Consider the following 19,219-nt stretch of genomic DNA (forward strand, 5'->3'; position numbering starts at 1 on the left):
GGATTTCCAGGCTGCAACCCTCGGGGAAGACGGGAAAACCGGTCGATTGGGGGCGGCTGTTGCGGTGCGGACATTGTCGCCGCTGGCCGGTATGATACAACTTCAAGTATTCAAAGCGTGGGAGCGCGTGGTGATGGTGTCTTTCGGGGGGACGCCGTTTTGGCTTTCGATCCGGCGCGGCAGCAGACAGGCCGCTGCCGCGATCGTCATCGCGGGGCTGATGGGATCTGGAGCGTTCGCGGCCGTGCCGCCGACAACCCAGCCCTCGTCAACCAAGCCGCTGGCGAGCAAGCCATTGATCGGCAAGCCGGCGATCCCGGTCAGGCCGGCCGCACCGGCGATGCTGCCGAGGCAAGCCGCGCCGGCGAAGCCGGCGGCAGATGCCGCGCCGGCGAAGAAGCCTGCGGCCTCGCCCCGGATTGCCGACAATTCGGCGCCGATCTCATTCGCGCTCGTCAAAGGCGGGCCTGATTCCTGCGGTCCGGGCTGCGACACCTGGATCGCGGCGGAAGGCAAGATCGATGGCAGCGCGCTGGCGCGGCTGCGCAAGTTCATGAAGCAGATCGGCGAGCGCAAGCTGCCGATCTACTTCAACTCGCCCGGCGGCAATGTCGAGCAGGCGCTCGCGATGGGCAACTGGCTCCGCGAGAAGAAGGCCTCCGTTCGCGTGGGAAGGACCACCGCGCGCGAATGCGGCTTCGAGCCGCAGGAGGGCGAGGTCTGCACCAAGCTGAAGCTGTCCGGCCGCGAGCTGCATGGCGAGGTCTGGACCCGCGGGTCGATGTGCAACTCGGCCTGCCCCTATATCATCCTCGGCGCGCCCAGCCGCGAGCTCGCTCCGGACGTGACGCTCGCGGTGCATTCGCCGCGCGTGATCCTGAACTTCACCGGCGGCGTGCCGACGCACGAGATGCGCGTGCAGGCGCTGCAGCGGGCGATGGAGCGGGCCGACAAGATGGTGCTCGACTACATCAACAAGCTCGGCGCCGATCCAGGCCTCTTGACGGCGGCGCGCTCGGTGCCGTTCGAGAGCATGCGCATCCTGACGCGGGAGGAGATCGTGCGCTTCGCGCTCGACAAGCGCGAGCGGGTCGAGAGTCCCTGGATGTTCGAGGCGGCCGCCCGCGGCATCGCCTACAAGACCATCCTGTCGCGCAACGGCGGCGAATCCACGTTCCGCACCACGCGCTTCCAGCTCGTCTGCTTCCACCAGGACCGCTTCGAGCTCGATGTCGAGCGCAACGCGGGACCGGCCGGTGGTGTCGGGATTCTGTCGATCGCCAGCGGCGACCTCAGGCTCAACTTCCTGTCGCCGCCGCGCCGGTCGGGCGAGCGCGAGACGTGGGGGGTGTTTCTCAACGGCAGTCAGATGAAGACGCTGGCATCATCCGCCGCTGTCGAGTTGAGCGATGCGTCGTTGAGCGGGGCGCGTCTGGGCGGATCGGGTTTTCCGGTCGGGGGCGATGGACTGCAGAACGTCGTGAAGAAGCTGACGGACAGCTGTCCGCCGTCGAAGGCCGTGACTTATCCTTCTCCTTCGGGCACGCCCGTGCCGTGGATGCAAGCGCCGTCACCACAAGCGTCGGCCCAGCCCGTACGCTGACGGGACGAAAGAATATCATGTGCGGCATGAGGAATTTTCATGCAGGTGCATGAAAATCCCTGCTATTGAACGGTCATGACATCCGCTTCGACCATGCACGCCGAGACCCCGCCGCGCTTCGCGCCGACCGCGCTGATGCTCGGCAACATCATTACCGGTTGCTCGGTGCTGGCGCCCGCCGGCCTGCTGCCCGAGCTCGCCGAGGGTCTTTCGGTCGAGGTTCACACCGCCGGCCTGCTGATCACCTTCGGCGCCGTCGTGCTGTGCATCTGTTCGCCCCTGACGGCTTGGCTGACCGGCCGCTTCGACCGCCGCCTCCTGCTGGCGTTCACGTTGCTGGTGCTCGCGCTGGGGAACCTCGCCTCGGCATTCGCCCCGAGCTACGCGAGCCTGCTCGTGATCAGGCTGGTGATGCTGGCGGTTGGCGCCCTGTATACGCCGCAGGCGGCAGGGACAGCGGCGCTGATCAGTCCGGTCGAGAAGCGCGGCAGCACGATCGCCTATGTGTTTCTCGGCTGGTCGCTGGCCGCCGCCGTCGGACTGCCGCTGATCACTTTCATCGGCAGTCATTCCGGCTGGCGCGCGGCCTATCTCACGGTCGGCGCCGCCGGTGCGGTCAGCCTGTTGCTGCTGACATGGCGGCTGCCATCCGGCTTGAAGGGTGCGCCGGTCGAGCTGAAGACCTGGAGCGAGCTCGGCCGCAACCGCTTGGTCGTGCTGCTGCTCCTGATCACGACCCTGCAGATGTCGGGACAGTTCGTCATCTTCACCTTCATGGGCCCGCTGCTGAAGACGTTGACCGGCGCGGAGCCTAACGCGGTCGGACTTGTGTTCGCGATCTATGGCATCTGCGGCTTCGTCGGCGTCGTGATCGCCACCCGGATCGTCGACGGCTGGGGGCCGTATCGGACGTCGCTGCTGTTCACCTGCCTGTTGTTCGCCGGGATTGCGCTCTGGACCGCCAGCGCCGGCGTCTATGCGGCGATGGCGTTGGCGGTCGCGATCTGGGGACTTGGGTTCGCGTCGACCAACTCGATGCAGCAGGTCCGCCTGGTCGCGGCGGCGCCGCCGCTCGCATCCGCCTCAGTGTCGCTCAACACCTCGGTGCTCTATATCGGGCAGGCGATCGGTTCCGCGGTGGGTGGAAGCCTGTTCGCGCGGGGCGCCCTCGGCGCCACCGGCTATGTCGCCATGGCGTTTGTGATGCTGGCGCTGCTCGCCATTCTGGCGAGCCGGCCGCGGTCGCCGGTCGCGGCACTCGCCTGAGGTCCACTGCAAATCAGCGGCGAGGCGCTTGGCAAAACCGGTCGGACCGGATTAAAGCCGCTGGGGTGGGAGGCTGGAGGGCGGAGATCGCGCCAATTGCAGGCGCCGGTCTCGGCAGGGCGATCGCCCAAGCCCGCGGCCAGATGTGAGAGACATGGCATGAAAAAGACGATGTTGAGCCTTGCCGCTGCGCTGTTCTGCACCTCGGCACTGGCCCAGAGCGGCGCTCCGATGGTCGGCGACCGCCCGTTGGTGCAGGTCAAGCCGAAGGGGGCCAAGGGCACGAAGACCGCGGCTGCCGCGCCTGCCAAGCCGCAGTCGGCCGGCGCCAAGCTCCAGGCCTGCCTCGAGATTGAGGACGGCACCAAAGAGCGGCTGGACTGCTACGACGCCGTCATTCCGCCCGCCGCCAAGCCGAAGGCGATGAAGGCGAAAGCCGTGGCCGACTGCAAGTTCACCAAGGAGCAGGACGAGCGTCTGGCCTGCTTCAACGGCTTCGTCGAAAGCATGCCGAAGCTGCCCAAGACCTGATTGCACGCTGATGGCGAACTGACGGCCTCAGCGACTGGATGAGCCGGACGCCCCGGCCGCGATCCGGATCGGCGGCTGAGCGGCCGCCATCTTGGTCAGCACGTCCGCGATCGGTTGGCGGGTCCAGGCCTGCGTCACATAATCCCGATGAGTGACGCCCTCGTCGGTCTCGACGAACACCACGCTGCCGGGACGCAGCGGCCTGTCCATGTCCTCGGACACCTCGATGCCGCGGTTGCGCAGCGTCGTCATCAGCTCCTGATCGTGACGCGCGGTGTAGCGTGTGTAGGAGCTGATGAAAAAGCCGGAGCGGTTGCGCTCGATCCAGTTGGCGAACTTGTCGAGCTGGCCATAGACCGCGTCGAGCAGCACCACGCCGCGCACGCGCTCGCTGAGGCCGCCGACCTCCAGGCTCCACGCCGTCGGCAGGAACCCGCCGCTGTAGCCAATGATCACGATCGGCATGCCGGCGAATGCCGTCGCGTTGGCGGGATCGCCGGTCAGCCGGGCCAGGTTGATCGCCGCCTCGTCCATGAAGCGCTTGAAGCCGCCAGGCTGCCAGAACTTGCCCGCGCTGGAATCGGCGGCATCCACTGCCATCTGCGGCGCGAGCAGAACGGCGTTGACGCCCGATCCGGTGATCTGTTGCGGCACCAACTGCCGGTCGCGCACGTCGCGCTCGAGCGTGGCGCCATTGCCGTGGAAGAAGACCACGATCACGCCGGGCTTGCGCACGTCGAACTGCTCGGGCACGTGCACCAGCACGCGGCTGTCATTGTAGGTCTGGTCCTGCCAATAGACGCGGCCCGAGAAGCTGCGATGGCCGTGGCGCTCTCCGCTCGTGACGTTCAGGAATGGCGCGTCGGATGCTGGATTGTTGCCGAAATAGGGGAACGCAGACGCTTTCATGCTGACGAGCGTCGTCAGATCCTCGCGCAGCCGGCGCGCCGGCGCCTGCGGCTCCAGGGCCGCGACCTGATAGGCGGGCGGCTTCGGCGCGAAATCGCTCTGCGTGTGCAGCTCGAAGCTGTCTTGCGCGGACGGGAACCGATCGCTGAACCCAGGCACCGGAAACCGCTCGTCGAATGTCAGCTGCTGGGTCGAGGCGGCATTGGCCGCCAGCGCGGACGGATCAGGCGCCTGGTCGCAATCGGCCAAAGCAAGGGCGAGAACCGCAATGGCGATGCAACGGGCCGCGTGCCGGCGGCCCCACGACCGAGCCCTTCGGCTCGTGCGATGACACCGCGACGATCTCGATCCCGTCCCGATCATGCATCTCCAACACGGGTCAGGGCCGAAACAGGGGCCCGCCGCAACTGTCAGTTTCATTCAATCTGCGCTGCCGACGTTGAGGTCGCGTTAAGGGTGATGGCCGAAGGCCCGGCGCAGCGGGCAAGGACACAGCACGTGATCGTGTCGTGATTGTGGGACCCGTTGGCCTCCGATGCAACGCACCGGCAGTCAAATCCCGGAAAATAGGTTTCATGTTACCGCAAAACATCGCCATACTTATCGCGCGTTAACTATGATTGAATGGCGTTGCCGGAGCATGGGCCTGAAGCTTGAGGGAAGGGGCGTCACTTGCCCGTCGAACGACATGGCTGCAGCTGAGGCGCACGACAGCAAGCGGGCAAGCCGGTCGGGCAACACCGCACTCCCATCCGTGTCGCTGCCGGTCGCCATTGCCATCGTGATCGCCGACATGATCGGGGTCGGCGTCTTCACCAGCCTGGGCTTCCAGGTCAAGGATCTTCCTTCGGGTTTCGCCATCCTGCTGTTGTGGGCCGTCGGCGGTCTCGTTTCGATCTGCGGGGCGCTCTCCTATGCCGAGCTCGGCACAATGTTTCCGCGCTCGAGCGGCGAATACAATTTTCTGACCCGGGCGTTTCATCCTGCGGTCGGCTTCATGGCCGGCTGGGTGTCGTCCACGGTCGGCTTCGCCGCTCCGGTGGCGCTGGCGGCGATGGCATTTGGCGAATATGGCCGCGCCGTGCTGCCGAGCGTGCCGCCGATGGTGCTGGCTGTCGGCGCCGTTTGGCTGGTGACGGTTGTGCAACTCGGCGGCATCCAGCAATCCAGCCGTTTCCAGCTGTTGTCGACAATGTTGAAGCTCGGCCTGATCCTCGCCTTCCTGATCGCGGGCGCGATCATTTCGGATCCGCAACCGGTCAGGTTCGCGCCTGCCGCTGCCGATGTCGGCTATATCACCAGCGCGGCCTTCGCGACCGGCCTGGTGTTCGTGATGTACGCGTTCTCCGGCTGGAATGCGGCGACCTACATCATCGGCGAGTTGCATGCGCCCGATCACAGCCTGCCGCGCGCGCTGCTCGTGGGCACCCTGATCGTGATCGTGCTCTACGTGTCGCTGAACGCCGTGTTCCTCCGGGCGGCGCCGACGAGCGAGCTTGCAGGGCAGCTGCAGGTGGCCAGCATCGCTGGCGCGCACATCTTCGGCGAGACGGGAGGCCGCTTCGTCGCGGCGATGATCTGCGTCGGATTGGTGCCGTCGATCGCTGCGATGATGTGGATCGGCCCGCGCGTGCTGATGACGATGGGCGAGGATATCCCGGCGCTCGCGCTGTTCGCCCGCCGGTCGCGCCAGGGCGCGCCGGTCTACGCGGTCCTGTTCCAGCTCGCAGTGGCAACCCTGATGCTGTTCACGGAGAGCTTCGAGGCGGTGCTGGACGTCGTCCAGTTCTCGCTGTTGTCCTGCTCGTTCCTGACGGTGCTGGGGTTGCTCTGGCTGCGCATCACCGCGCCCGATCTGTCGCGGCCGTATCGCGCATGGGGGTATCCCGTGACGCCCTTGATCTTCCTCAGCGTGACCGGTTTCATGATGTACTACCTCGTTACAGCACGGCCGTGGCAGGCCGGGTTCGGTGCTGCGGCGATGTTGTCGGGACTGCTGATCTATTGGTTCGCTCAAGCGCGGTCGCGCACCGCCGCAGCAGCGATGTCAGGTCCGGATTGAAAGATGCTGCTGCTGTCGAGACTGTGCTTTGCTGCTGCGTGCTTCATCGTTGCGATGAGTGGCGACCTCCAGGCTCAGACCATCACGCCCGATGATACCGCGCGCGTGCTAGCGGGTCTGGCACCGCAGGCGGGGTCGCCGCTCACGCCACTGACGCAGGATACCGCGTGGCGGCGGCACGCCGCGTTCTTCGACAACGCATTCGGTCAGCTGGACCAGCGCCAGCTGTCGAAGATCAGGGCCTGGACGGATGCCAACCTCGCGGCGCCGCGGCCGACGATGTTCTATTTCTTCTCCGGGCCGGACTTCCTCTATGCCGACGCGTTCTACCCGAAGGCCTCGACCTATGTGATGGCGGCGCTGGAGCCGACCGGGCCGATCCCGGATCTCACGCGATTGCCACGCGGCAGCATCGGGCCGGAGCTGTCCTATGTCGCGCAGTCATTGCAGTCAGTCCTCAGCTTCTCGTTCTTCATCACCAAGAATATGAAGACGGATCTGCGCGAGGGCGAGATCGAGGGGACGCTGCCGATCCTCTACGTGTTCCTGGCGCGCACCGGCAAGACGATCCGCGCAGCGAGCCTTATCTGGTTGGATGAGAGCGGCGCTGTGCATGAGGCTACCGAGCCGTCGAGCCGCAACGCGACCAAGGGGGCCCGTATCGTCTTCGCCGGTGCCGACGGAAGCGAGAAGACGCTGTACTACTTCTCGACCGACCTGTCCGACTCCGGCGTGAAGACCAGCGGCTTTCTCAAGTTCTGCGAGCCGCTGGCGCCTGGCAACAGTCTGCTGAAGAGCGCATCCTACCTGCTGCACATGGGCAGCTTCTCCCAGGTGCGAAGCTGGCTCTTGAGGAACAGCGCCACGATCATCCAGGATGATTCCGGCATTCCGCTGGCGAGCTACGATGCGCGGGCGTGGCGCTTCTTTCCATTCGGGCGCTATGCCGGCCCGATCGACAAGTTCCCCGACATGTATCAGCACAGCTACGCCAGGCTGTTCGAGCGCGCGCAGCCGCTCGACTTCGGCATCGGCTATCGTTGGCGTACGCGCGAATCCAACGTGTTGCTGTCGGTGCGCGCGCCGCCGGTCGATTCAACCATTTCGGCGGAGGCGACGGGCCCGGCGGAGACCGCCGCGGTGCCGCGCGCGCGCCGCGTCCCGCGTCCGCCGGCATCGATCCCGAACTATCCTGCCCCGCGCCGCGACGATTTTTTCTTCTTTCCGCGCTGGTGATTGGCTGCGCGCGAAGGTGCCGACCTGTCTCAGCTAACGATCAGCATCACGGTAACTGAGTCGCGGCTATCGGAAGCGCGCGACCGGACTTTGACGGCCCTCGGCTTTTTACCAATGCACGCTCTGGCTCGGGACGATGTAGGACGTCGTCGTCGGGGGCAGGGTTGTGCTGTCGGCGAGATAGCGCCAGGCGCCGACAATGGCGATGAGCAGCGCGATGATGCAGAGCAGGTCGATCTGTCGGACGTCGTGGCTGGCGTGATGATCGTGCGTGTGATCCGAGCCGACGCCCGTGCGCGATCGGCGTGATCTCGGGTGGATCGTCCAGCGCATCGTTGGTCCTCCCAAACGGAGTTCAACATCAATGCAGGTGCGCGCGGCGCCGTTCCTCTTAACGCCGCATCTCGTCGTATAACACTAATCCTACTTTGAAACTTTGCTAGTCCGATTTGCGTCAAATCAAGCGAAGGGCGCAGACAGCTCTGCTGCGCTGCATTAGTTGGGCCCATTCACGCCGCGCCAGCGCGCGTAGCGCCAGGGCAGATACCAGCTTGCGTCGTCGGGAATCGCGGCTGGGACATTGTCGATGCCCGACGTGCCGAACGGCTGGCAGCGCAGCAGCCGCGCCAGGGTCATCCACCCACCGGCCCAGAGGCCGTAACGCGAGATGGCTTCGTCGGCATACACCGAGCAGGTCGGCACGTGCCGGCAATTGTAGCCCACCAGCGGCGACAATGTGTGGCGGTACAGCCAGATCAAAGCGCGCGCGCCGCGGCGCGGCATGTGTGACAGCAGTCCTGACAGAATGTGCGCAGAACGGCAGCTTGGATCAGTGCATGAATGCTTCATGGGCGCGCTGCCGGACTGATGTGCGCAGGATGATCAGTTCCTTGGCAGGAACCGCATGCTCGCGTGCTCGTGTGATGATGTGATGCAACAATGGCCGGTTTTCAGCAACGCTGCGGTGCGGCGCACCTGGACGCTCAGGAATTGCCCGGATACGATTCCAGACAACGATGTGACAGACTCATAACGGATTTGAGGCTGATTTGTCAGGTTTGACAGCGAGCACGACGGGGAACTGCATACCGAACGTAACGGGGGGAACGGAGTGCGCGTGAGATTGCTGCGGTCGCGTGGTTTGCGCTGGATGCTTCTCGGTGTTGCAGCGCTGGGTGCGGTGCTCGGTGGCACGGTGTCCCTCTTGTCGAACTCCGCGCGCGCCGGCGGCGCGTTGGAAGAGCGCAAGCTCCCGATGCGGTTCGGCTGGGTGGCATGCGAGCCGAATTGCAGCTGGGTCAGCGCGGTCGGCATCGTCACCGGGGATAGCCCCAGGGATTTCGAGGAGTTCGCGCGGGACCGCGATCTGACAGGGGCGACCATCGTGCTCGACTCCAGCGGCGGCTCGGTCAATGATGCGATCACGCTCGGCCGCCGCTTCCGCGCCCTCAAGATGCGCACCACCGTCGGCATGACGCAGCGCCCAAGCCGGGGGAACGAGCGGCCCCGGATCGTGCCGGAGGCGTATTGCGAGTCGATGTGCGTGTTTCTGCTGCTTGCCGGCACCACGCGCTATGTTCCCGATACGGCCCATGTCCGCGTCCACCAGATCTGGATGGGCGATCGCGCCGATGATGCCAAGGCGGCGAGCTATTCGGCGCAGGATCTGATGATCGTCGAGCGCGACATCGGGCGTCTCGCCAAATACACCTTCGATATGGGTGGCGCCGGGGATCTCCTGCTGCTCGCCCTCAATGTCCCGCCGTGGGAGGATTTGCACGAGCTGTCGCGCGCCGAGTTGCGGTCGACCAACGTGATGACCACGGAGCTTCTCGCCGATGTGATGCCCCCCAAGGGCACGACGCCAGTGGCCGAGCTTGCTTCGCGCGGTCAGGAGAAGACGCGCGACAAGCAGCAGGACCGCTTCCCCGTGGCGGCGGACAAGCCGCTCTCGCGCACGGCCGAAGCTCTTCCGCAGGCGACGGTCGCGGCCACGCCGCAGCAATAGCCGACGGCGTTACCCGCTGGCCGGCGTGACGCCGGCGGTCGCAATGGGCAATCCGAGCGCAGTCTTGGACGGGCCAGCTCAGCCCTGTGCGGCGGCTGGTTCGCCTGACGCCTTCGCCTCGATCTGACCGATGGCGTCGACCACCGCATCGAAGGTCAGCATCGTGGAGGCGTGGCGGGCCTTGTAGTCCCGGACCGGCTCGAGCAGGGCGATATCGGCCCATTTGCCCTCGGGCGGCGCGCCGTTCTCCTTCAGCATCCGCCGGACGGTGTCACGGAGCTCACGCAGCTCGCTGGCGCTGGACCCGACGACGTGGCGCGCCATGATCGAGGACGAGGCCTGGCCGAGGGCGCAGGCCTTCACGTCGTGGGCGAAATCGGTCACGACCGCGCCGTCCATCTTGAGGTCGACCTTCACCGTGGAACCGCACAACTTGGAATGGGCCGTTGCCGTCGCATCGGGGTGCTCCAGCCGTCCGAGACGCGGAATGTTGCCGGCGAGCTCGATGATGCGCTTGTTGTAAATGTCATTCAGCATGTGTCAGACGTCCAAGAGATCCCGCCGGAATTACCGGCGGGTCGGCCTTGGCGGCCGGGTTTCATCGCCCTATATTGCGACTATATGGAAACGATTGGCAGGAATTCCAGCCACATCCACAGGCGAGCGGCGCCGGAAGCGCCGAGCCTGCGGATCACACCTCTGCAGGTGACGCCGTCCAAGGTGACGCTCTGCCGGTGACACTCCGGTCGGTCCGCCGACCGGTCGAACGGAGACGAGATGGACACTTTGATCAAGACGCTGCGCGCCAACAAGCCCGAGGGAAAGCCGTCTGAGACCAAGCTGGCCGGCGAACGACCGGCGGAGCTCGATCCGGCCGAGTTCCTGGCTGCGGCCGTGCGCGCCGACCGCCCCCGGCCGTCGCGCGCCGAGGCGGAAGCCGCGGTTTATACGCTGCTCAATTACATCGGTGAGGATCCGACGCGCGAGGGCCTGATCGATACGCCGCGCCGGGTGGTCGAGGCCTATGACGAGCTGTTCCAGGGCTACCATCAGTGCCCGGCCGAGGTGCTCGACCGCACCTTCGGTGAGACCGCCGGGTACGACGATTTCGTGCTGATTCGCGACATCGAGTTCACGTCGCAATGCGAGCATCACATGATGCCCTTCTACGGCCGCGCGCACATCGCCTATACGCCGGTCGAGCGTGTCGTCGGGCTGTCCAAGCTGGCGCGCCTGACCGACATTTTCGCCCGCCGCCTGCAGACCCAGGAGCATCTGACGGCGCAGATCGCGGCCGCGATCGACGAGGTGCTGAAGCCGCGCGGCGTCGCGGTGATGATCGAGGCGGAGCACACCTGCATGTCGGTGCGCGGCGTCGCCAAGCACGGCGCGGTCACCTTCACCAGTCGCTTCACCGGCATGTTCCGCGACAATCCGGCGGAGCAGTCCCGCTTCCTCTCCATGGTGCGCTCGCCGCAACGCTGAGCGCAGCATATTTCGGCTGTTACAGGCCTCGATCAGAGAAACTCCGTGTCTTCATCCTCAGCTGAGCGCGAGGAGGGATTGGCCTTCCTCCCGAAATTCGATTCGGCAGGTCTCGTCACCTGCGTGACCACCGACGCCGTGAGCGGCGACGTGCTGATGGTCGCGCACATGAACGACGAGGCGCTGCGCAAGACCATCGCGACCGGCGAGGCCTGGTATTTCAGCCGCTCGCGCAATGCGCTGTGGCGCAAGGGCGAGAGCTCGGGCCAGACCCAGCGCGTGGTCGAGATGCGCACCGATTGCGACCAGGATGCGGTGTGGTTGCGTGTCGAGCAGCGCGGCGCAGCCTGTCACACCGGCCGGCATTCCTGCTTCTATCGCAAGGTCGAGATGGCGGGCGAGGGCGGGGCACGGCTTGTTTTCGTCGATGCCGACCGGCTGTTCGATCCGGCTGCTGTGTATCGCAAATAGGTGGCCCAGAGAGCCACGCGCGTGCGGGCCGGTGGGTCATAGGCCTGCATCCGGAGATTTCCGGTCTGGTTCATTGGCCTTGTCAGGCCTGTCAAATTAACCGGCCATTAACCATGGAAGCCGCATTTTGCCTGACGTTTCCGGCGCGTTGTCTGCCAGCGATTCTGCAAACAGCGGGTCTTCTCATGTCGGTCGACGCATCCAATTCCTCGCCCACCGGTCTCCTCGACAACGTCCGGGCCAAGGTCGCCGGCGCCATCAAGCAGGCGGCCGATACGGTCGGCACCAGTTTCGAATATCTGTTGTCGACGGCCAAGATGGAGTCGGACTTCAACCCGACCGCCGGCGCGTCGACATCGTCGGCGCGCGGGCTTTATCAGTTCATCGACCAGACCTGGCTCGGCACGGTGAAGCAGGCCGGCCCCGATCTCGGCTACGGCCAATATGCCGACGCGATCACCCGGACGTCGTCAGGCGACTACACGGTCAGCGATCCCGCCATGCGCCAGGCGATCATGAAGCTCCGCGACGACCCCAAGGCGTCGTCCGCCATGGCCGCGGCGCTGACGCAGTCGAACAGTTTTCAGCTCACCGGCATGATCGGCCGGCGGCCGACCGACGCTGAGCTTTACATGGCGCATTTCATGGGAGCCGGCGGTGCAGCCAAGCTGATCACCAGCGCGCAGGACACCCCGAATGCTTCGGCAGCAAGGATCTTTCCCGGCGCGGCCGCCGCCAATCGCTCCATCTTCTACGATCGCGACGGTGAGGCCCGCAGCGTCTCGCAGGTCTATTCGGTGCTGAGCTCGCGCTACGCCGGCGCCGCCAATTCCTCGGCCACGCGCGGCGCGCTGGCGCTGTATGGCGGGTCGACCAATGTCGCGGCCAATGCCGCCGGGGGCGGCGCGCTGCCGACCACCGACACCGCGACCTTCCTGTCGATGTTCCCGGATGCCCGTGGATCGTCGCAGGCCGCGTCGGCGACCACGGCTGACGCCTCTGCCGGCCGGCCGGCCGATCCAATGTTCCGCTCGCTGTTCCAGGTCGACGGCCAGCCGGGCCAGACCATATCGCCGACCGTCCGCGAATTGTGGGGCCGGTCCTCGGTGGCGAGCGCCGCTGCCGGCGATGGCACCAGCAGCAATAACAATGGCGGCGGTAGCGGTCAGCGGCGGCTCGACCTTTTCAGCGATCCCAACGGGACATTCTCGGGCTGACGGCACGGCACCTGTCGCGCACCTCAAAGATTGATCCGACGGTATTTTTCCGGTGATCCCGCCGCGCCTGACGCGGCAGGCTGGGTGCGCATGGGGTCCGTCGAACTACTGATAAATCTGTCATTTTCGGTATTTGAGTAATCAATTCGTTGGGGGCTTAATAAAACATCAAGAAAACCAGTCACTTATGGTGAACGCTTTGTTAAGCGTCGTGGTTTATTTTCGGTGCTGTTGAGGCCCTCGTGCCTTGTTTGCAAAGTTGCGTAAGCCGGAAAGACCATGATCGTTCGGCAGTTTCTCAGTTGGGTCAGAACCGCACCCGCCGGTGAGCGGGCAGAGGCCACCAGGGCTCTCGCGCGGGCGTGGCTGGTGTCGGATCTCGGCGAGGAGGATCGCTTCGCCGCAGAGGGCGCGCTCCTCATGCTGCTGGATGATCCGTCGCCGCTGGTGCGGCAGGCCATGGCGGAGGTGTTCGCGCGCAGCGAGGATGCCCCGGCCGCCATCGTCCAGGCGCTCGCCACCGACCAGGCCTCCGTGGCCGCCATCATCCTCGAACATTCACCGCTGCTGCTCGATGCCGACCTCGTCGACATCGTCGCGCTCGGCAACTCGGAGACGCAGTGCGCGATCGCCCGGCGCATCGGCGTGCCGGCGCCAGTGTGCGCCGCCATCGCCGAGGTCGGCAGCGCGGCGGCTGCGCTCGAGCTGATCGAGAACGCCTATGCCGAGCTCGCGCCGTTCTCCTGGGATCGCATCGTCGAGCGCCACGGCCATCTCGCCGCCATCCGCGAAGCCATGCTGGTGCTCGATGATCTGCCGGCCGCCACGCGCGCGGCGCTGGTCGACAAGCTCTCGCAGACGCTCGCCCAGTTCGTCGTCGCCCGCAACTGGCTCAGCGCCGAACGCGCCGGGCGCATCACCGACGAGGCGCGTGACCGCTCGACGATCACCATCGCGTCGCGGACGCGGGGCGAGGAGCTGCGCGGGCTGGTCCAGCACCTGCGTGCGACGTCGCAGCTCACGGCAGGCCTGATCTTGCGCGCGCTGCTTTCGGGCAATGTCGAGTTGTTCGAGATCGCGCTGTCGGAGCTTTCAGGTCTGCCACGGGGGCGAGTGTCCGCGCTGCTCAAGGACCGCGGCCGCGCCAGCCTGCAGGGCCTGCTGCGCAAGGCGGGCATCCCCGATACGACGTTCGACGCGTTCATCATCGCGCTGGAGGTCTGCCGCGAGAACGGTTTCGCCGACAGCCTGAGCGGCGCGGCGATCCTGCGCCGCAAGATGGTCGAGCGCGTGCTGACGCATTGCGCCACCGATCGCGACGCGGCCGAGCCGCTCCTGATCCTGCTACGCAGGTTCGCCACCGAATCCGCTCGCGACGCAGCCCGCGAGTTCTGCGACGAGGTGATGGCCGAGGATTTCGTGGCGGGTCTGGAGTTCGGGCTGATCGCGGCGTGAGGTTGCGTAGCCCGGATGAGCGAAGCGATATCCGGGTTCTCCGAGGCAGCTCGCGTGACCCCGGATGTCGCTGCGCTCATCCGGGCTACGAACGAAAAGACACTGCCGTAGGGTGGGCAAAGGCGGACGCCGGTCTCTCCGCGTGCGCGCTCGTCGATGCGCCGTGCCCACCGTCGTGGCGCGAGCGTGTTGATGGACGGTGGGCACGCGACCGCCGCTTTCGCGGCGGCTGCTTTGCCCACCCTACAGCATCATGACTACGGTTGATCGCTGGGAACAAGGCTCGGGGCAAGGATCGCTTCGAGATGCTCGGGGCGATTGCGGTTCACCTGGATCAGATAGTCGTCCGCGACGCGGCGCAGGCGACGGCTCAGCTCGGCGGCGACGGTCGGGCTGTGATACTTGGTGTGGTCGTGCACGATCGCCTGGATGGCATTGACGTGGTGCTCGAACAGCTCGGTCGGGACCTTGTCCAGGTCCGGCGCGTGCTCGATGATCCGGCACAGGCTGTCGGCGACCTCGGCCGCCGCCGGATAGCCGAACGTCGCGGCGTCACCCTTGATGTCATGAGCGGCTCGGAACATCTCCTCGCAGGCGTCGTCGTCAAAGCGGGTCTTGAGCACGTTGGCATAGCCCTTCGACAGCCGCTCGGCCTCGGTGTCCATCCACGACTTGAACTCGCCCGACAACCCCGCCAGCGCCGCCTCGGCGCGCGCGACCGGATCGTCGAGATCCTTCTCGTCGGCGCGGCGCAGCACCTTCTTCAGCGGATTGGGCTGGGTGATCACGTGGTGCGAGGCGTAGCTCTTGATCTGGATCGCAGGAGCCTTGTCTTTCGCCATCTCGATGTCCTCAAGGTGATGCCGACCAACGCGATCTGACCGACGATTGATAGCCGACGAACCGGCTGGGCTGTGCAGCGATTCCCGGACGGCGTTAACAGAGACTCACTGCCGCGCCCTCAAACTGCCGAGCGCGCTTTATCCAGAAGTGACGGCTGCTGGAAGATCTCGGCTTCGCCGCCGACCCGGCGCTCGGGCCCGATATAGGCGGTGTTGGTGTTGCGGCGCCGGTCCGGACCGAAATAGGTCTTGGTCTTGATGAAGGGCCGGGGATTGGCGACGACGTTGAGAATGCGCTGGTAGAGGCCTTTCGCCGAGATCGGCTTGGCGAGAAACTCGGTCACGCCGGCATCGCGCGCCACGGTCACGCGGCGCTTCTCGGAATGGCCCGTCAGCATGATGATCGGCGCATAGGGATTACCCTTGGCTTCCGGCTGGCGGATCATCTGCGCGAGCTCGAGCCCGTCGAAGATCGGCATCGCCCAGTCGGTGATGACGATGTCGGGCGAAAAATGGGTGTACATTTCGAGCGCGGTTGCGCCGTCCTCGGCCTCGTTGACCTCGCGCGCGCCGAACGAATGCAGCAGCGTCCGCAGGATGCGGCGCATATGCGGGTTGTCGTCGCAGACGAGAAAGCGCAGCTTGTTGAAGTCGATGCGATACATTTTGGGCGGCCCGAAGGGGATCACCGATGAAGGTGGTCAACGCGCATTAACCATACGGAGCGCCGGGTTAACAAAGCGTTGCGGCCAGGGCAGTTCGCAGCCTGATGGGGGAGACTTGCTTTTCTTTCCGGTTCTGTACGGCTCTCTCTCCGTCATTGCGAGCGAAGCGAAGCAATCCAGAGTCGCGGGCGGGATCCTGGATTGCTTCGCTGCGCTCGCAATGACGAGTGGAGGGAGTGGGTCGCCGCGGCCGATGCCGCGCTAGTAACCGAACTGCTCGCTCAGGATCCGCTCTTCGAGACTATGGCCGGCGTCGAACAGCATGCGCATTGAAATGGTCTTGTCGGACAGCACCTCGACGCGCTGGACGTTGCGCACCTCGTCGTGATCGGCAACGGCAGCCACCGGCCGCTTGTCGCCCTCGAGCACCTCGATGATGACATAGGCCGTGTTCGGGAGCAGGGCGCCGCGCCAGCGCCGGGGCCGGAACGCGCTGATCGGCGTCAGCGCCAAGAGCGCGGCGTTGATCGGCAGGATCGGGCCCTGTACCGAGAGATTATACGCGGTCGATCCCGCCGGCGTCGCCACCAGCACGCCGTCGGCGATCAGCTCGGGCATGCGCTCGCGCTCATCGATCAGGATGCGCAGCCGCGCCGTCTGCGCGGTCTGCCGGAACAGATAGACCTCGTTGATCGCATGATGGATGTGGACGACGCCGCTGGCATCGGTCGCGCGCATCAACAGCGGATGGATCACCGATTCCTGCGCCGCCTCGAGCCGGCCACGCAGGTCGATGGTCGAGAACTCGTTCATCAGGAAGCCGACCGTGCCGCGATGCATGCCGTAGATCGGCTTGCCCGACCGCATGTGGTCGTGCAGCGTCTGCAGCATGAGGCCGTCGCCGCCGAGCGCCACGACGACGTCGGCGAGATCCGGATCGGAATTGCCGTAGAGCGAGGAGAGCTGCGTCAACGCGGCCTGCGCCTCCGCACTCGGACTCGCGACGAAGGCGATCCGCTCATATCGCTTGTGCGTGGTCATCACTCGCAGGGCTCGCTGGTCGACCGGGTTGAAGGCGCCGTGTCGTCTAGCCGACCTTGGCCATGCTTGTCCATCGCCGCCGGGTATGCCTGGGCATTGCGGCCCGGATGAGGGCCGATATGGCCGGAACTGGGCCGAGCGTGCAGGTTTCACGTCGGATGGTGTCGCTCGTAGCCCGGATGAGCGCAGCGACATCCGGGTTCTCAAGAACGCCCGAGATGACCCCGCATGTCGCTATCGCTCATGCGGGCTACGGGAGCGTCATCGTGGCGTCATTTTTCCTGAAGGCTGCGGACGGGATCCCAGGCGGCTGGGCCGCCCTGCACGGCGGCGGTGACGCGCGCGCCGAACAAGGCGCTCGGTACATCGTTCGCAGCCACTGACGCAAAGCAGGCCGCAGCCAGCGACAACTCGCCGGCACGCCAATGTGCCAGGCCGGCCGCGTAGGCGGCGAGCAAGGCGTCATCGTCGGCCTTGGTCTCGGCGGCTTCGCCGTAGAGCTCGTAGATCTTCAGCGATTGCTCGCGGCCCTTGACGCGGATGGTGTCGAGCTCGCGCCAGGCAAAGTCGGAGCCCGCCAGCGCCACCGTGCTTTCGGACGCAATGATCGTGGTGCCGTAGAACTTGTTTGCGCCTTCGAGCCGCGAGGCCACATTCACCGCATCGCTCATCACCGAGTAGTTGAAACGACGCTGCGAGCCGAAATTGCCGACCAGCGCCGGGCCGCTGTTGATGCCGATACGCTGCGCCACCTTGATGCCCTGGAATGCGGTGGACGTGCGGTTGAGTTCGGCGAGCTTCGCCTTGCAGTCGAGCGCCGCGTGCGCCGCGCTCTTGGCGTGGTGGGGATCGTCGAGCGGGGCGCCGAACACCGCGACGACGGAGTCGCCGATATATTTGTCGACATAGCCGTCGTGGCTTTCGATGACATCGGTCATCGCGGACAGGTATTCGTTCGTCAGCGCCATCAGCTGCTCCGGCGTCATCTGCTCGGCGATGCGCGAGAAGCCTTCGATGTCCGAAAAGAAGACGGTGACCTCGCGGGTCTCGCCGCCGAGCTGCGGCAGCCGCCGCGACGCCAGCATGCGGTCGATCTCGCGCGGCGCGAGATAGAAGGCAAAGCTCTTCTGCAGCAGCCGACGGTCCTTGTCGGTCACCATGAAGCGATAGCCGGTGGTCGCGGCCAGCGCGAGCACGCCGGCGGCCAGCGGCTCTGTCAGCGGCAGCGCCTCGGCCCGGTTGAAGACCGCGGTGGCGATCGCAACGTAGAGCAGGGCGAGCGCCGCCAGGATCGTGGCGGCCGAGGCGGGCCGCAGCAGCCGGGCCAGCAGCGCTGCGAGCAGAGCGAGCACGAACGCGATGACGAAGGCGGCTGGCCGGCTCATCTCACGCGCGGCGTCCTGCCGCAGCAGATTGTTGACGGCGGTCGCATGGATGTAGACGCCGGCGATGGTGCTGCGGGCGAAGCTCTCCGTCACCTTGCGCGCTTCAAGCGCGCACCGCGGCCGCCGCGCGCCCTCGGCGCGGGTGGCGAAGCGCTTGGAGGTGAGCCGCCGGTCCTCGATGCCGACCGTTCCGACCAGCACGACCTTGCCGGCAAACTCGCGGCGGAAATAATCCTTGTCGCCCTTGACCGCGCAGGCGCGCAGGTCGGCGAAGGAGTAGGTCGGGATGTCCTGGGCGCCGCCGGCAAAGTTCAGGGTCATGGTGCCGGGCACGCTGCTCGGCACTTTGTAGTCGCCGAGCGCGACGCCATCGGCTGAGATGATCGGCGCGCTGCCGACAGCGCGCGACGCGAGCTCGAGCGCCATGCTCGGCACCACCTTGCCGTCGGCGCTCAGGGTCAGCGGATGACGACGGACGACATCGTCGCTGTCGGTGTAGGTGTTGAGCGGCCGCAGGTTCTGCTGCTGGCGCACCGCGATGCGCTGACCGGGCGCGGGCAGGATCGGCGGCTCGCCGAAGATCTCGCCGAGGACGACCCTGCCGCCGGCCGCACCGGCCGCGAGCGCGCGCAGGAAATCGCGGTCGAAGCCGCGCGTCCTGTCGCCGAGCGTCGCTTCGCCCAGCGGAATTTCCGATTGCTCGATCGAGGTCTGGAAAATCATGTCGAAGCCGACCACCCTGGCGCCGCCGTCGAGCACCGACGTCAGCACCCGGCCGATCTCGCCGGTCCAGGTCAGCAGCGGCGCGCCCTTGAACGGCGGCGCCTGATAGCTTTCCTCGTCGATCGCGATCACCACCGCCGGACTGGTCGCCGCGTCATGCGGGTTGCCGAAGGCCTCGAAGCGCAGCCAGGTCAGCGCATCCAGCGACAGGCCGCGGCCGCGCTCGAAGGCGGGCGAGACGAGCAGTCCCGCGCAGGCCAGCGCGATGGCCATGACGGCCAGCGCGTCGCGCGTCCGGCGTCCGATCGCCACCGACACCC

18 protein-coding genes are annotated in these 19,219 nt (G+C 66.0%); 10 read left to right on the top strand and 8 right to left on the bottom strand.

The window, feature by feature from the left end; all coding sequences use genetic code 11:
• Positions 1–340 precede the first annotated feature (340 nt).
• From BRADO_RS13930 to BRADO_RS13940, 3 genes are all read left to right on the top strand, one after another.
• The gene (locus BRADO_RS13930) at positions 341–1,603 is read left to right on the top strand and encodes a hypothetical protein (protein ID WP_011925972.1); all 1,263 of its coding nucleotides are present in this window, start codon (positions 341–343) and stop codon (positions 1,601–1,603) included.
• 75 nt (positions 1,604–1,678) lie between these two features.
• A complete protein-coding gene (locus BRADO_RS13935) occupies positions 1,679–2,869 on the top strand; it encodes an MFS transporter (protein WP_011925973.1) in 1,191 nt (396 codons plus the stop codon).
• A gap of 159 nt (positions 2,870–3,028) precedes the next feature.
• The gene (locus BRADO_RS13940; protein ID WP_011925974.1) at positions 3,029–3,400 is read left to right on the top strand and encodes a hypothetical protein; all 372 of its coding nucleotides are present in this window, start codon (positions 3,029–3,031) and stop codon (positions 3,398–3,400) included.
• A 27-nt stretch (positions 3,401–3,427) separates the two neighbouring features.
• Here BRADO_RS13940 and BRADO_RS13945 read toward each other — a convergent pair whose 3' ends face one another.
• On the bottom strand, positions 3,428–4,558 hold the full coding sequence (locus BRADO_RS13945; protein ID WP_011925975.1) for a hypothetical protein: 1,131 nt from the start codon (positions 4,556–4,558) through the stop codon (positions 3,428–3,430).
• Positions 4,559–4,997: 439 nt separating this feature from the next.
• Here BRADO_RS13945 and BRADO_RS13950 point away from each other — a divergent pair, with 439 nt between their 5' ends.
• The gene (locus BRADO_RS13950; protein ID WP_011925976.1) at positions 4,998–6,371 is read left to right on the top strand and encodes an APC family permease; all 1,374 of its coding nucleotides are present in this window, start codon (positions 4,998–5,000) and stop codon (positions 6,369–6,371) included.
• Positions 6,372–6,374: 3 nt separating this feature from the next.
• Positions 6,375–7,607 (top strand): hypothetical protein, encoded by a 1,233-nt coding sequence (locus BRADO_RS13955; protein WP_011925977.1) that lies wholly within the window; start codon positions 6,375–6,377, stop codon positions 7,605–7,607.
• A gap of 108 nt (positions 7,608–7,715) precedes the next feature.
• On the opposite strand, the gene BRADO_RS13960 is transcribed toward BRADO_RS13955, so the two are convergent.
• Positions 7,716–7,940: a hypothetical protein gene (locus tag BRADO_RS13960; protein WP_041756480.1), complete on the bottom strand. Its 225-nt coding sequence runs from the start codon at positions 7,938–7,940 to the stop codon at positions 7,716–7,718.
• Between the two features lie 162 nt (positions 7,941–8,102).
• The gene (gene yidD / locus BRADO_RS13965) at positions 8,103–8,456 is read right to left on the bottom strand and encodes a membrane protein insertion efficiency factor YidD (protein WP_041756482.1); all 354 of its coding nucleotides are present in this window, start codon (positions 8,454–8,456) and stop codon (positions 8,103–8,105) included.
• 262 nt (positions 8,457–8,718) lie between these two features.
• On the opposite strand from yidD, the gene BRADO_RS13970 reads away from it, so the two are divergent.
• Entirely contained in the window at positions 8,719–9,615 is an 897-nt protein-coding gene (locus BRADO_RS13970) for a hypothetical protein (RefSeq protein ID WP_011925981.1), read from the top strand.
• A 78-nt stretch (positions 9,616–9,693) separates the two neighbouring features.
• Here the strand turns inward: BRADO_RS13970 and BRADO_RS13975 are convergent, their stop codons facing one another.
• Positions 9,694–10,152: an iron-sulfur cluster assembly scaffold protein gene (locus BRADO_RS13975; RefSeq protein ID WP_011925982.1), complete on the bottom strand. Its 459-nt coding sequence runs from the start codon at positions 10,150–10,152 to the stop codon at positions 9,694–9,696.
• A 240-nt stretch (positions 10,153–10,392) separates the two neighbouring features.
• Here BRADO_RS13975 and folE point away from each other — a divergent pair, with 240 nt between their 5' ends.
• From folE to BRADO_RS13995, 4 genes are all read left to right on the top strand, one after another.
• Positions 10,393–11,100, top strand: a complete 708-nt coding sequence (gene folE / locus BRADO_RS13980) for a GTP cyclohydrolase I FolE (RefSeq protein WP_011925983.1) — start codon at positions 10,393–10,395, stop codon at positions 11,098–11,100.
• A 45-nt stretch (positions 11,101–11,145) separates the two neighbouring features.
• Complete coding sequence (gene hisI / locus BRADO_RS13985; RefSeq protein ID WP_041756484.1) at positions 11,146–11,571, top strand: phosphoribosyl-AMP cyclohydrolase; 426 nt, start codon at positions 11,146–11,148, stop codon at positions 11,569–11,571.
• A gap of 185 nt (positions 11,572–11,756) precedes the next feature.
• A complete protein-coding gene (locus tag BRADO_RS13990; RefSeq protein WP_011925985.1) occupies positions 11,757–12,788 on the top strand; it encodes a transglycosylase SLT domain-containing protein in 1,032 nt (343 codons plus the stop codon).
• A gap of 279 nt (positions 12,789–13,067) precedes the next feature.
• Positions 13,068–14,243: a DUF2336 domain-containing protein gene (locus BRADO_RS13995; RefSeq protein WP_011925986.1), complete on the top strand. Its 1,176-nt coding sequence runs from the start codon at positions 13,068–13,070 to the stop codon at positions 14,241–14,243.
• 257 nt (positions 14,244–14,500) lie between these two features.
• Here the strand turns inward: BRADO_RS13995 and BRADO_RS14000 are convergent, their stop codons facing one another.
• The 4 genes from BRADO_RS14000 to BRADO_RS14015 all read right to left on the bottom strand — a co-directional run bounded on the left by BRADO_RS14000 (position 14,501) and on the right by BRADO_RS14015 (position 19,172).
• Positions 14,501–15,085, bottom strand: coding sequence for an Hpt domain-containing protein (locus BRADO_RS14000; protein ID WP_011925987.1), 585 nt, complete (start codon positions 15,083–15,085; stop codon positions 14,501–14,503).
• A 119-nt stretch (positions 15,086–15,204) separates the two neighbouring features.
• Positions 15,205–15,750 carry a response regulator gene (locus BRADO_RS14005; RefSeq protein WP_006612921.1) on the bottom strand — a complete coding sequence of 182 codons (546 nt, stop codon included), beginning with the start codon at positions 15,748–15,750 and terminating at the stop codon, positions 15,205–15,207.
• 261 nt (positions 15,751–16,011) lie between these two features.
• Positions 16,012–16,791, bottom strand: a complete 780-nt coding sequence (locus tag BRADO_RS14010) for an NAD kinase (protein WP_011925988.1) — start codon at positions 16,789–16,791, stop codon at positions 16,012–16,014.
• 272 nt (positions 16,792–17,063) lie between these two features.
• Complete coding sequence (locus BRADO_RS14015) at positions 17,064–19,172, bottom strand: CHASE2 domain-containing protein (RefSeq protein WP_371259365.1); 2,109 nt, start codon at positions 19,170–19,172, stop codon at positions 17,064–17,066.
• Between the last annotated feature and the right edge of the window lie 47 nt (positions 19,173–19,219).

This window comes from Bradyrhizobium sp. ORS 278 (assembly GCF_000026145.1).
In the GTDB taxonomy this organism is placed as follows: Bacteria; Pseudomonadota; Alphaproteobacteria; order Rhizobiales; family Xanthobacteraceae; genus Bradyrhizobium.